This is a genomic window from uncultured Thermomonas sp., from assembly GCF_937872235.1.
Lineage (GTDB): Bacteria > Pseudomonadota > Gammaproteobacteria > Xanthomonadales > Xanthomonadaceae > Thermomonas > Thermomonas beijingensis.
The window spans coordinates 1-12,842 of record NZ_CALMPC010000058.1 but is presented as its reverse complement, the minus strand read 5'-3'; the positions used below and the strand labels follow the sequence as shown (position 1 = coordinate 12,842).

General features: G+C 60.3%; 10 protein-coding genes and 1 pseudogene. 8 read left to right on the top strand and 3 right to left on the bottom strand.

All coding sequences use genetic code 11. The features are described 5' to 3' along the window. From QWB57_RS05045 to prpC, 7 genes and pseudogenes are all read left to right on the top strand, one after another. A pseudogene (locus QWB57_RS05045) lies at positions 1-267 on the top strand (malate dehydrogenase); the annotation flags it as partial. Between the two features lie 217 nt (positions 268-484). Further along, positions 485-2,296, top strand: coding sequence for a hypothetical protein (locus QWB57_RS05040; protein WP_223626444.1), 1,812 nt, complete (start codon positions 485-487; stop codon positions 2,294-2,296). Continuing rightward, complete coding sequence (locus QWB57_RS05035) at positions 2,293-4,134, top strand: tetratricopeptide repeat protein (protein WP_288968590.1); 1,842 nt, start codon at positions 2,293-2,295, stop codon at positions 4,132-4,134. The genes QWB57_RS05040 and QWB57_RS05035 overlap by 4 nt, the downstream gene beginning before the upstream one ends. Continuing rightward, positions 4,131-5,135 (top strand): cupin-like domain-containing protein, encoded by a 1,005-nt coding sequence (locus QWB57_RS05030; RefSeq protein ID WP_288968588.1) that lies wholly within the window; start codon positions 4,131-4,133, stop codon positions 5,133-5,135. The genes QWB57_RS05035 and QWB57_RS05030 overlap by 4 nt, the downstream gene beginning before the upstream one ends. Before the next feature lie 53 nt (positions 5,136-5,188). Then, positions 5,189-6,076, top strand: a complete 888-nt coding sequence (gene prpB / locus QWB57_RS05025) for a methylisocitrate lyase (RefSeq protein ID WP_223626453.1) — start codon at positions 5,189-5,191, stop codon at positions 6,074-6,076. A 71-nt stretch (positions 6,077-6,147) separates the two neighbouring features. After that, the gene (locus QWB57_RS05020) at positions 6,148-6,768 is read left to right on the top strand and encodes a DUF1003 domain-containing protein (protein ID WP_223626455.1); all 621 of its coding nucleotides are present in this window, start codon (positions 6,148-6,150) and stop codon (positions 6,766-6,768) included. Beyond that, positions 6,765-7,916: a 2-methylcitrate synthase gene (prpC, locus tag QWB57_RS05015; RefSeq protein ID WP_223626457.1), complete on the top strand. Its 1,152-nt coding sequence runs from the start codon at positions 6,765-6,767 to the stop codon at positions 7,914-7,916. The genes QWB57_RS05020 and prpC overlap by 4 nt, the downstream gene beginning before the upstream one ends. 75 nt (positions 7,917-7,991) lie before the next feature. Here prpC and QWB57_RS05010 read toward each other — a convergent pair whose 3' ends face one another. The 3 genes from QWB57_RS05010 to QWB57_RS05000 all read right to left on the bottom strand — a co-directional run bounded on the left by QWB57_RS05010 (position 7,992) and on the right by QWB57_RS05000 (position 11,480). Continuing rightward, complete coding sequence (locus QWB57_RS05010) at positions 7,992-8,603, bottom strand: glutathione S-transferase N-terminal domain-containing protein (RefSeq protein ID WP_223626459.1); 612 nt, start codon at positions 8,601-8,603, stop codon at positions 7,992-7,994. A gap of 106 nt (positions 8,604-8,709) precedes the next feature. Beyond that, the gene (locus QWB57_RS05005) at positions 8,710-9,171 is read right to left on the bottom strand and encodes a cell wall hydrolase (protein WP_223626462.1); all 462 of its coding nucleotides are present in this window, start codon (positions 9,169-9,171) and stop codon (positions 8,710-8,712) included. Between the two features lie 290 nt (positions 9,172-9,461). Continuing rightward, positions 9,462-11,480: an NADPH-dependent 2,4-dienoyl-CoA reductase gene (locus QWB57_RS05000; protein ID WP_288968586.1), complete on the bottom strand. Its 2,019-nt coding sequence runs from the start codon at positions 11,478-11,480 to the stop codon at positions 9,462-9,464. A gap of 224 nt (positions 11,481-11,704) precedes the next feature. Between QWB57_RS05000 and QWB57_RS04995 the strand changes: the two genes are divergently transcribed. Continuing rightward, entirely contained in the window at positions 11,705-12,790 is a 1,086-nt protein-coding gene (locus QWB57_RS04995; RefSeq protein ID WP_288968584.1) for an OmpA family protein, read from the top strand. Positions 12,791-12,842 lie beyond the last annotated feature (52 nt).

Sequence of the window (12,842 nt, the reverse complement as noted above, 5' to 3'; positions counted from 1 at the left end):
TCGGCCGCCTCGGCCGCCAACGCCGCCATCGACCACATGCGCGACTGGGCGCTGGGCACCAACGGCAAGTGGGTGACCATGGGCGTGCCGTCCGACGGCAGCTACGGCATCCCGGAGGGCGTGATGTACGGCGTGCCGGTGACCTGCGCCAACGGCGAATACACCCGCGTGGAAGGCCTACCGGTGGATGACTTCAGCCGTGCGGCAATGGACAAGACCTTGGCTGAGTTGGAAGAGGAGCGCGCCGGCGTGGCGCATTTGCTGTAAGTACACGCCGCCGTTTCATTTGCAGTACCTCAAAGGGCTGGCCATGTGCCGGCCCTTTTTGCGTGTATTTTGACAGGGAAGCATGGTGTAACTCCGGAAGCCGACGTGGGGCACTCAATCTAGATACATGGAGGGGGGCGATGGCGCTGCAAATGCGATCCCTGTCCGCACATCACCGGCGGCCAGCTTGGGTGCGGCGTACGTGCGGTGCTGGCTGGTGAATCTGATCGCCGAACTCAGGCGCCGCAATGTGCTGCGTGCCGCCACGTTTTATGCGGCAGCAGCGTGGTTGCTGATGCAAGTGGCAACCCAAGTGCTACCGTATTTCGGCATTGATACTGCGGTGTTGCGCTGGTTCGTGCTGGCGTTGGTGGCGGGATTTCCGCTGGCGATGCTGGTGGCCTGGTTCTACGAATGGACACCAGACGGCCTCAAGCGTGAACACGAGGTTGCACCAGAGGACTCGATCACCGTTGAGACCGGGCGGAAGTTGAACACCTGGATCATCGGAGTGCTGAGCTTGATCGTGGTCTTCTTGCTGGTGGACACCTTCATGCCGCGTGGGGATGCTGATGCAGGGATGGATAAATCAATTGCGGTGCTGCCGTTCATTGATAGTGACAACGATGGCAAGGAACAGTATTTCTCTGATGGGCTGAGCGAGAACCTGATCATTGCATTGACCCAATTCAGTGGCCTGAAGGTGATCAGCCGCAACTCCTCGTTCCAGTTTCGCGGTAATCGCCCCGATAGCGCTGCCATCGGCCGCAAATTGGGTGTGGCGTACTTGTTGGAGGGCAGCGTACGCAGGGCTGGCGGGCAGGTGAGTATCAATATCGAGCTGATCAAGGCCCGCGATGGCGACACGCTGTGGTCGCAGCGCTATCAACGACCGTATCTCGGATTGTTTGCCTTGCAAGAAGAAATCACCACCGCCGTAGCCACAGCGCTGCAAGCGGAGCTGGTCAGCATCCCCGGCGCGGTACCGCAAAGTGACCACCCGCCGAGCGGAAATCTTGGGGCGTACAACGCCTATTTGCAGGGCGAATTCTATTTTCAGCGTCGCAGCGAGGCCGACTATCGCAAGGCGATTGATGCGTACGAGGCGGCGGTTCGGCTGGATCCAAACTACGCGCTGGCATATGCCGGCCTGACCCGTGCGCAGACGGACTTGGCAGGTTACTACCAGTCCGGAAATGCAGCGCTGGTGGCCTATGCCAAGGCCAGAACTGCCTCGGCGACCGCCTTGCGCTTGGGGCCGCAGTTGGCACGTGTGCATGCTGCGCGCGGCTATCTTGTGTTGAATGCCGATATGGATTTCGCGACCGCGGAAACAGAATTGCGCAAAGCGTTGGCGCTGGCCCCCAACAGCAGCGATGTGCAATCCCAGTTGGGCTTGCTGTTGGCAACGCTGGGTCATTTGAACCAGGCGATCGCGTTGACCAGGCGTTCGATCGAAAGCGATCCGCTGTATTCGGAGGGCTACACATTGTTGGCGGCCTTCCAGTCCGGTCTTGGCCAGTTGGACGCGGCAGAGCAGGCCATTCGCAAGTCGATTGAATTACAGCCGGGGGCTGGCTTCGAGCGCGTGCAGTTGGCGATGATCGCGATTCAGCGGGATGACGAAGTTGCGGCGACAGCTGCAGTCAATCAAGTCAATGACGAAGGCGGTTGGCTGCAGATCGCGCAAGCCTTCGTCACTCAAATCGGCCACGATCGGAATGCCGCCGATGCCGCCTTGCAACACTTGATCGACACCCAGGCCGACATCTCCGCCTTCCAAATTGCCGAGACCTATGCGTTGCGGCAACAGCCGGACAAAGTATTTGAATGGCTAAATACCGCGTATGCCAACCGGGATCCTGGCATCAACCGGATCTGGTTTGATCCTTTCATCCTGCGCTACAAGGCGGATCCGCGTTTCATTGCATTTTGCCGCAAGGTTGGACTGCCGGAGACGGGAGAGGGGGTGATGGTGGCGTCGTTGGGGGGGCGGCCTGCAGCCGTTGGCAAGGCGGTGGCTCCGTGAACAGGCGCGCATCGTTCATCAGTGAATTACGACGGCGCAATGTGTTTCGTGCGGCGACGTTTTACGCGGCGTCTGCGTGGCTGCTGGTCGAGGTGGTTACCCAGTTGTCTTCGCTATTTGACGTGCCGAACTGGGCGGTGCGCTGGATCGTCATTGCGGCCGTGGTGGGGTTTCCGTTTGCGATGACCTTTGCGTGGTTGTATGAGTGGACGCCCAGCGGAATCAAGCGCGAGAGCGATATCGCAGCGGGCGATTCGGTCACCCATTTGACCGGCAAGCAACTGGATCGACTCATCATTCTGGTGCTGGCGCTTGCCACGTTGGTGCTGCTGGCCAACAAGTTCGTGCTGCACCCGCGCATGCTGGCATTGCAAGATCACTCGATTGCCGTGCTGCCGCTGGTCAATGCCAATCGTGATGCGCAGGAGCAATATTTTTCCGATGGTCTGTCAGAGGATTTGATTGCGGCGTTGTCGCGGTTTCATGGCTTGAAAGTGATCAACCGCAACTCGACGTTCAAGTTTCGTGACAGCCACGAAGACAGCAACAGCATCGGCAAGCAGCTGGGTGCCGCACATTTGTTGGGTGGCAGTGTGCGGCGGCAGGGCGGGCGCATCGAAGTCATGCTGGAATTGATTCGGGCACAGGACGGCAGCACGCTGTGGTCGCAGCGTTATGAGCGGCCGTACGCCGATTTGTTTGTGTTGCAGGATGAAATCAGCGCATCTGTCGTGCACGCGCTGCAAGCAAGACTGGTGCCGGGCTCGCGCCGCGCAACTACCGGAGATCGTCCTGCGAGCGGTGATTTGGATGCGTACAATGCATTTCTGCAGGGCAGTTTCTACGAGGCACGCGGCAGCGAAGCAGACTATCGCAAGGCGATTGACTACTACACGCAGGCCTGCAAGATCGACCCCGGTTACGCGAATGCGCACGCCGCACAGTCATTGGTCGCCACCCGCTTGGCCGGTCGTTTTTTAGAGGGTGATGCAATGCGTGATGCCTATGCCATGGCACGCAAAGAAGCGGCGCAGGCATTAGCGCTGGCACCCGATTCGGCGCTGGCCTATCTTGCGCGTGGCCGCTTGCGGGTTTGGGCCGATTTCGATTGGCGGCGCGGCGAGGCGGACTTTCAGCGCGCACTGCAACTGGATCCCAGCAATGACGCCGCCAGGATTGCGTTAGGGGAGGTAGAGGCCACCCTGGGGCGGCCTGCCGTTGCGGCCCGGTTGACCGAACAGGCATTGGTCAACGATAGTCTCAACGCGCGTGCGTGGCATGCACTTGGCACCTACTTGATGTCACTGCAACGGCTCGACGAGGCCGCCGCCAAGTTTCACAAAGCTGCCGAATTGCAACCGGGGATGTTTGGCAATCAAGAGCAGTTGGCCATCATTGCAATCTTGCGCGGCGATGCGGCTGCAGCAATGCATGAAGCGCAGTTGGAGCATGCAGGGGATTGGCGCAATGCGGCACTGGCGCGCAGCTTGCAGATTGGCCAGGACCGCAAGGCTGCCGACGCCGCCTTGGCCGACTTGATCGCGCATCAGGCCGGCAAAGCCGCCTACCAAATCGCGCAGGTGCAAGCGCTGCGTGGCGAGGCTGACCAGGCTTTCTTTTGGCTGGACCGGGCATGGGCGAATCGTGATGCCGGGATCAGTCTGTTGCTGTTTGATCCCCTGATGGTGAACTTGCGCACGGATCCTCGATTTGTGCAGTTCTGTGCCAAGGCGGGGCTGCCGGCGGCTCCCATCTCACCTGCGCATCCGGCCACGGCGATGGCTATGCGCCACTTTTCATTCACTCCTGCAAGCGCAATCGAAAATGCAATCGTATGAGTAGCCCGATCGAGGAATACGGCAACGGCCAGTGCGTTGATTCGCAGGCATTCGAGCTTGCCGATGTTGTCGCTGCGGGTCAGCCACGCGTACTGCGCGGCTTGTGTCGGGACTGGCCATTGGTGCAAGCGGCGTATCAATCACACAGTGCATTCGCGCAAGCGCTGGCAGCGCTGGATAGTGGCACAGCAGTGGATGTGCTGCACTTGCCGCCCGAGGCCAATGGCGTGGTGGGCTACAACGCTGTCGGTGATGGTTTCAACTATCAACACTTCAAGGTTAGCCTGACGGATGTCCTGACGCGCTTGGCGGCGTTTAGTCGCAGCCAGGGCGTCGTGCCGGGGGTGGCGCTGCAAAGTGCATTGATCACCGAGTGCATGCCTGCATTTGTTGCCAATCATCGGATGCCTTGCCTGCCGGCAGCGGTGTTGCCGCGGTTATGGGTCGGCAACCGGGTGACCACCCCGGCGCATTTTGATGTCTCGCACAATATTGCCGTGGCCGTTTGTGGGCAACGCCGATTCACGTTGTTTCCCACCGGGCAGGTGGCCAACCTTTATATCGGGCCACTGGATTTTGCGCCAACGGGCGCGGCGATCACTCTGGCGCGCCCAGACCAGCCAGACTTTGATCGTCACCCACGCTTACGCGAAGCGTTGGACAACGCCGTGGTGGCCGTGTTGGAGCCTGGCGATGCACTGTACGTACCCCCGTTGTGGTGGCACCAGGTTGAATCATTGGATGTGCTCAACGGCTTGATCAACTATTGGTGGATGCCGCCGCCTCCGGCATCGGGCATGGATGCACTATTGCTTGCCCGACTGGCGTTGCACAGTCTGCCTGCGCCGTTGCGGGAAAACTGGCGTGCGCTGTTTGAGCACTATGTGTTTGGTGACAGTGATGCAGTCGCACATATCCCCAAACAGCAGCGGGGCGTGTTGGGTGAACAGGACTCACAGGGCGCGGCAACGCTGCGCGAGCGGATCCGATCTGCGCTGTAGCAGGCGTGGCTGGTGGTCCCGCGCTAAAATGGAGGCTTCGCAAGGAGCCCCGCATGTCTTCGATGTCCGCAGGCGCACGTTTTCGTAGCGCGATCCAGCAAGAATCTCCGTTGCAGGTGATGGGTGCCATCACCGCATATGCCGGCTTGATGGCCCAGCGTGTGGGCTATCGTGCGCTGTATCTGTCGGGAGGCGGTGTGGCGGCCAATTCGCTGGGCGTGCCCGACCTTGGCATCAGTACCATGGAAGATGTGCTCACCGACGCGCGCCGGATTGTTGATGCCACCGGCATGCCGTTGCTGGTGGATATCGATACCGGTTGGGGTGGGGCGTTCAACATCGGTCGCACCATCCGCAGCTTCGAGCGCATTGGCGTGGCGGCGGTGCATATGGAAGATCAGGTGGGTCAAAAACGCTGCGGCCATCGTCCCGGCAAGGAAGTGGTGACGAAGGACGAGATGATTGATCGCGTGAAGGCGGCAGTGGATGCGCGCAGCGATGCCGCTTTCGTGATCATGGCACGCACCGATGCCGCGGCGGTAGAGGGCATTGATAGCGCGATCGAACGTGCGGTGGCTTATGTCGAGGCCGGTGCCGACATGATCTTCCCCGAGGCGATGACGTCGCTTGACGACTATCGCAAGTTCAAGGCGGCGGTGCAGGTGCCGATCCTGGCCAACCTCACCGAGTTCGGCAGCACGCCGTTCTACACCACCGACGAATTACGCGATGCTGGTGTCGACATTGCCCTGTACTGCTGTGGCGCTTACCGTGCGATGAACAAGGCCGCCCTGCATTTCTATGAAACCGTGCGCCGAGAAGGCACGCAGAAGGCCATTATCGACACCCTACAAACCCGTGCCGAGTTGTATGACTTCCTGGGCTACCACGCCTACGAAGACAAGCTTGATGCGCTATTTGCGCAACACAACGCGGGCTGATGGCGCAGGTTGGGCATGTGTATGCGGCATGCCCCTTTGCATGAGGATGTGCATCTCAACCGAGTGCGGCAATGATCAATCCATTTTCTACAACCCGCGCTGACCGCCGCAGCACCGCACAACGGTTGTTGCATAAAGAGCTTGAGCAGCTGCCCGACGATGAACGGCAAGTGGTCGAGCGTTTTATTGAGCGCGGTAGCGTGGCACGCAATATCCAGCGTGAGGTTCTTCAGTCGCGCAGCTTGGGCGAGCGCGTGGCCGATCGCGTGGCGAAAATCGGTGGTAGTTGGTCGTTCATCCTCACCTTCCTGTTCGGATTGGTGGTCTGGATGGTGGTCAATACATTTTTCCTGCTCAACGCCTTCGACCCATACCCCTACATCCTGCTGAATCTGGTGTTGTCATGCCTTGCTGCGATCCAGGCACCGATCATCATGATGAGCCAGAATCGCCAAGCCGATGTGGATCGCCTGCAAGCGCAGCACGACTACGAAGTGAACATCAAGTCGGAACTGGAAATCATGCAAGTGCACGAAAAGCTAGACCACTTGCGTGAGCAAGATTGGGCGATGTTGGTGGCGTTGCAAAATCAACAAATCGAATTGCTCAACTGTCTGCTCGAGCGCGTCACTCGCAACGATACTGCGGCACGCAATCACCACAATGCACACACCACCGGAGGCACCTCATGACCGAACCCAGCATTCCCGGCTTCAAGCCCAAGAAATCCGTCGCGCTGTCTGGTACTGCTGCCGGCAACACCGCGTTGTGCACGGTGGGCCGTTCCGGCAATGATTTGCATTATCGCGGCTATGACATTTTGGATCTGGCCGATGTGTGCGAGTTCGAGGAAATCGCGCATTTGCTGGTGCATGGCAAGTTGCCGAACAAGGCAGAGTTGGCGGGTTACAAAGCCAAGCTGAAGGCGCTGCGCGGGATTCCTGCGGCAGTCAAGGCGGCCTTGGAAGAACTGCCGCCGTCAGCGCATCCGATGGATGTGATGCGTACCGGCGTGTCGGTGCTGGGTTGCGTATCGCCAGAGAAAGACGACCACAATCATCCTGGTGCGCGCGATATTGCCGACAAGCTGATGGCCAGTTTTGGTTCGATGTTGTTGTACTGGTACCACTACAGTCACAACGGTCGTGTCATTGACGTGGAGACCGATGACGATTCCATCGGTGGTCATTTCCTGCATCTTTTGCATGGCGAGCCACCGCCGCAGTCGTGGGTACGCGCGATGCATACCTCGCTGATTTTGTACGCCGAGCACGAATTCAACGCATCCACCTTTACCTGCCGAGTCATTGCCGGCACCGGCAGTGACATGCATTCCTGCATTGCCGGCGGCATCGGCGCACTGCGCGGGCCCAAGCACGGCGGTGCAAACGAAGTCGCATTTGAAATCCAGAAGCGTTACGACACCCCGGACGAGGCCGAGGCCGACATTCGCGCACGGGTCGAGCGCAAGGAAGTGGTGATTGGCTTCGGCCACCCTGTGTACACGGTGTCCGACCCGCGTAACAAGGTAATCAAAGAGGTGGCCCGCGAACTGTCCGACGAGCAGGGCAATATGAAAATGTATGCCATTGCCGAGCGTTTGGAGTCGGTGATGTGGGACATCAAAAAAATGTTCCCAAACTTGGATTGGTTCAGCGCGGTCAGCTATCACATGATGGGCGTGCCCACCGCGATGTTCACCCCGTTGTTTGTATTGGCGCGTACCGCGGGTTGGAGCGCGCACATCATCGAACAGCGTATCGACGGCAAGATCATTCGTCCGTCGGCCAATTACGTGGGCCCGGAAGACCAAGTGTTTGTGCCGATCGCACAGCGCTAGTTCGGTCTGCGGCCAAACAAGAAGCCACGCATTGCGTGGCTTCTTGTTGCAGCTGTGTCTGCCGGGATTTCCGGATTAGATCAAGCCTTCGGCTTTCATGGCAGCCTGCACGCCGGCGTCATTGGCCATGTGTGCATCGAAGCGGGCAAGGTTGTCCAACCCGCTCAAATCCACGCCGGTTTTCTTCGCCCATTGCAGGGTGATGAACAGGTATGGGTCGGCAATCGAGCGGCTACCGGTGATCCAGTCCTTGCCTTCCAGTTGCGCGTCGGCGTTTGCGAACAATCCACGCAGCTGGGCACGCGCATTGGCGTGCGACTTGTCGATGGCGGCCTGATCTTCCAGATAGTGGGTGGCACCAAATAGTGGTTTGAACGCCGGGTGCACATCGGCATTGACGAAGGCCAGCCAGCGGTTGACCTCGGCGCGGCTTTGCGCGCCGCCATCGCCGCACAGGCCGGCTTCGGGAAAGCGGTCCGTCAGGTAATGCAGGATCGCGGAGTTCTGGGTCAGCACCCAGTCGCCCACTTGCAGCGCGGGCACTGCGCCGGAAGGATTGATGGCGCGGTACTCGGGGGTTGCGCGTTGCTCGCGGGTGACAATCTGGAATTCGTAGGGCTGGCCGAGCCACTGCAGCACGATATGGTCGGCAGTGGAGCAGGCACCGGGGGAGGTATAGAGCTTCATGGTGTGACACCGGTTTGGGGATGCGTCACTATCCACGATGGCGGGTGTTCTGGCGATGAAGATGCGCGCAACGCTGTGTTGCTGGCAACGCCAGCGATGGCTGCCATCAACTGCCGCGGCGTGGGCGCAGGCTTTGTACCCGATAGAACGTGTGGTCGCCAATTGTGGCCACTTGATCGGCGCTGTTCCAGCTGGGGCTGGCGATCGCGGTGGCGGCGAAATGGCTGGCACCCGGAACCACCAGCTTGCGCTGGCTGCGCGGAAGCGCCCAATTGCGCTCGGAGGCAAACGCTACCGAGACTGCTTCGGTCCACGCCTCGATATTGGACAGGCGCGTTTGTGGCGACAGCAGCGTCGGCGCAAATTGCTTGCGTGCGGTCACCACTTGGCACAGGTTGCGCCCCCACAGGCCACTGTCGCGGCGACGTAGGGCCACTTCCGCCACCGCCTGTTGGCCCAGCGCGGATTGATCGCGGGCCTCCAGATACACGGTGGTGGACAGGCACAGCGAATCAGCAGCAGGCTGCGGCAGGACATGCGACAGCCAGAGAATCCAAGCCAGTTTCATAGATGAGACTCCTTGCTCCGTTGCGGCGCTGGGAACCGCATCGAAATGCGAACCACAGGCGTCATGGCGTACTGGGGAGGGCGGCAGCTCTATGGCGGCCTTTGCCCGGGCGCGCCGTCCCGGATCAGGGTGCGGGTGGCGTGCCGGTGAACCTGAATGAGGGATGCCGCGGGGGCGGTCTTCAGGCGGAAAGTTGGCGCACGGTAGGGGGTGTTCCCCTAACGTCAGCTGAATGGTTGGGATGGAACTTCCTGATTGGATTGGAATTTTTGTTCTGCATTAACGTCATTCTAAAGAGCTGCGCCCAGCCGACTGCCTTCGTCGATGGCGCGTTTGGCATCCAGTTCCGAGGCGAGTTTTGCGCCGCCGATCAGATGCGGGTTGCGGCCTTGCACGAGCAGGGCATCGAACAGTTCGCGGCGCGGCAATTGGCCCGCACACAGCACCACGTGATCCACGGCCAGCAGTTGCTCGCTGCCGTCCACACGGATCCGCAAGCCATCATCGTCAATGCCCAGATAGTCCACCCCACCCAGCATCTTGACCGTCTTGGCCTTGAGTGTGGCGCGATGGATCCAGCCGGTGGTTTTGCCCAACTTCGCGCCAAGCTTGCCTGGCGTGCGCTGCAGCAACCAGACCTGGCGCGCTGCCGGCTCTGGCTGCGGAGCAACCAGTCCACCGGCTGCCTCGAAGTCGGCGTCAACGCCCCATTCGGCCATCCAGCGGCTGCGGTCCAGCGTGGGCGAACCATCGGCCTGCACCAGATATTCGGCCACATCAAATCCGATCCCGCCGGCACCGATGATGGCGACCTTGTCACCGGTCACAACGCGGCCTTCCAGGACATCCAGATAACTCACCACCTTGGCATGGTCATGGCCGGGCAGGTCGATTGCCCGCGGCGTCACACCGGTGGCGATTACTACCTCGTCAAACCCTTGCACGGCGTTCGCATCGACCCACGTATCGAGCCGTAAGTTGACGCCGGTCTCGATGATGCGTTGGCCGAAATAGCGCAGGGTCTCAAAGAACTCCTCCTTGCCCGGGATGCGCTTAGCCAGATTGAATTGGCCACCAATCGCGGTTGCCGCATCGAACAAGGTCACGCTGTGCCCGCGCGCGGCAGCCACCGTGGCGCAGGCAAGGCCTGCGGGGCCAGCCCCGATCACGGCAACGGTTTTCGGCGTATTGGTGTTGCCGTAGTTCAACTCGGTTTCAGCGCCAGCGCGCGGGTTGACCAAACAGCTGGCGCGCTTGTTTTCGAACACATGATCCAGGCAGGCTTGATTGCAGGCGATGCAGGTGTTGATGCGATGGGCTTCGCCACGCTGGGCTTTGTTGACCCACTGCGGGTCGGCCAGCAGCGGGCGCGCCATCGATACCATGTCGGCGCCACCGGCGGCCAGGACCGCTTCGGCCACCTCCGGCATGTTGATGCGGTTGCTGGCCACGACCGGGATGCCCACGTGTGGCTTGAGTTTGGCGGTAACACCAGTGAATGCGGCGCGTGGCACCGAGGTGGCAATGGTGGGGATGCGCGCCTCGTGCCAGCCGATCCCGCTGTTGAGGATGGTTGCACCAGCCGCTTGCACGGCATGCGCTTGCGCAACGATGTCGCCCCAGCCGTTGCCACCTTCGACCAGATCCAGCAAGGACAAGCGGTAGATCAGGATGAAATCCGGGCCGCAGGCTTCGCGCACTTGGCGCACGATCTCCACCGCAAAGCGCATCCGTTGGTGGGCATCACCGCCCCACGCATCCTTGCGCCGATTGGCGCGGGCGGTGGTGAATTCGTTCAGCAGATAGCCTTCCGAGCCCATGATCTCCACCCCGTCGTAGCCGGCGTCGCGTGCCAGTGCAGCGGCGGTGGCGAAGTCACGGATCTGCCGGTCGATGCCGCGTGCACTCAGTGCGTGCGGAGTGAACGGGTTGATCGGCGATTTCAATTTCGACGGCGCCACCGATAACGGGTGGTAGGCATAGCGCCCGGCATGCAGCAATTGCAGGCAAATCTTGCCGCTGTGGTCATGCACGGCTGCGGTCACTTGCCGATGCCGGCGCACATGCCAAGGCATCGACATCCGGCTGGCGAAGGGCTTGAGCCAGCCACGGATATTCGGGGCAAAACCGCCGGTCACCATTAGCCCTACGCCGCCCTCGGCGCGTTCGGCAAAGTACGCCGCCAGCTTGGGGAAGTCGGCGGCGCGGTCTTCCAGCCCGGTGTGCATCGAGCCCATCAGCACGCGATTGCGCAGAGTGGTGAAGCCCAAGTCGAGTGGGGCCAAGAGGTGTGGGTAGGGCGTTGTCATGCCTGTAGCATACCGATGCGTACGGTTGGCTGCATGCAGTAAGGACAGGCCATGCATTTTGTCGAAAAGTAAGGTTGCAAATCTTGACTGTTATGTTAGTGTTAACGGGGTTTCGCGTGTCCGTTCGATGCTCGGATGGGCTTGCAGCTGGACTCAAGATGTCCGAAGCGCCAATATTTTTTACGCTGCGTCGTGGTTTCTTTAACTGAATCAAGGAGCTGAATATGAATAAGAAACTCCTCTGTGCTGCCCTGCTGGGTGGCTTGGGTCTGGCGCAGGCTGCGTCTGCCCAGGAGTTCGATGATCGCTGGTATGTGTCGGGTTCGACCGGCGTGAATTTCCAAGACAGCAATCGCAATACCGAAGACACTCTCGCGTTGACTCTGGGCTTTGGCAAGTTCCTCACCCCGCGCTTCTCGCTGGAAACCGAGTTGAACTATCAAAACCCGGGCAAGACCGCCAACCCCAATCTCCTGTGGAGCCAGTACGGCGTGTCGTTGGATGGCCGTTACCACTTCCGTAACGCTGATTCCAAGTGGTGGCCCTACTTGCGCGGCGGCCTCGGCTGGCAGCGCCATGAAGAAGAGTTCATCGTTCCGCTGCCGACCTCGCCGTGGAAGCACAAGGATTCGAATCTTGCCGTCAACTTGGGTGCCGGCCTGCAGTTCGACTTCGGCCGCATGAATCTGCGTACCGAAGTGGGCACCCGCGTTGATTTTGACGATCAGCAAGCCAATAACGGCAAGCAATACAACCAGTTCACTGATTTGCTGGCATCGGTCGGCATGACCTTGGCCCTCGGCCCAGAGCCGGTGGCCCCGGTTGCCCCGGCCCCGGCCGCCCCGCAGCAGACCTGTGCAGATATGGATGACGACGGTGACGGCGTCAATAACTGCAACGACAAGTGCCCGGGCTCGCAGGCCGGTCAGACCATCGGTCCGGACGGTTGCCCGGTGCCGGTGTCGATCGATCTGAAGGGCGTGAACTTCGACTTCGACAAGGCGACCCTGCGTCCGGACGCCGTGGCGATCCTGAACGAAGCCACCGAAATCCTGAAGCGCTATCCGGAGCTGAAAGTCGAAGTGGCCGGTCACACCGACCAATGCGGCAAGGAAGGCTACAACCAGAAGCTGTCTGAGCGTCGCGCCAAGACCGTGTATGACTTCCTGACCAGCAATGGTGTGGATGCCTCGCGTCTGGCCGGTCCGAATGGCTACGGCTTCAGCCGTCCGCTGGAAGACAAGGGCACCAACAAGCTGCCTGCGTGCAAGAGCGAAACCAATCGCCGTACCGAGCTGAACAGCAAGTAATTTCTGCTGTCAGTGTGTGATCCGCGAAACCCGGCCGAGTGCCGGGTTTCGT

Bases quoted from the DNA above. Each gene is read 5' to 3' on its own strand.
- QWB57_RS05030 (WP_288968588.1), top strand. From the start codon at position 4,131: ATGAGTAGCCCGATCGAGGAATACGGCAACGGCCAGTGCGTTGATTCG.
- prpB (WP_223626453.1), top strand. From the start codon at position 5,189: ATGTCTTCGATGTCCGCAGGCGCACGTTTTCGTAGCGCGATCCAGCAA.
- QWB57_RS05020 (WP_223626455.1), top strand. From the start codon at position 6,148: ATGATCAATCCATTTTCTACAACCCGCGCTGACCGCCGCAGCACCGCA.
- prpC (WP_223626457.1), top strand. From the start codon at position 6,765: ATGACCGAACCCAGCATTCCCGGCTTCAAGCCCAAGAAATCCGTCGCG.
- QWB57_RS05010 (WP_223626459.1), bottom strand. From the start codon at position 8,603: ATGAAGCTCTATACCTCCCCCGGTGCCTGCTCCACTGCCGACCATATC.
- QWB57_RS05005 (WP_223626462.1), bottom strand. From the start codon at position 9,171: ATGAAACTGGCTTGGATTCTCTGGCTGTCGCATGTCCTGCCGCAGCCT.
- QWB57_RS05000 (WP_288968586.1), bottom strand. From the start codon at position 11,480: ATGACAACGCCCTACCCACACCTCTTGGCCCCACTCGACTTGGGCTTC.
- QWB57_RS04995 (WP_288968584.1), top strand. From the start codon at position 11,705: ATGAATAAGAAACTCCTCTGTGCTGCCCTGCTGGGTGGCTTGGGTCTG.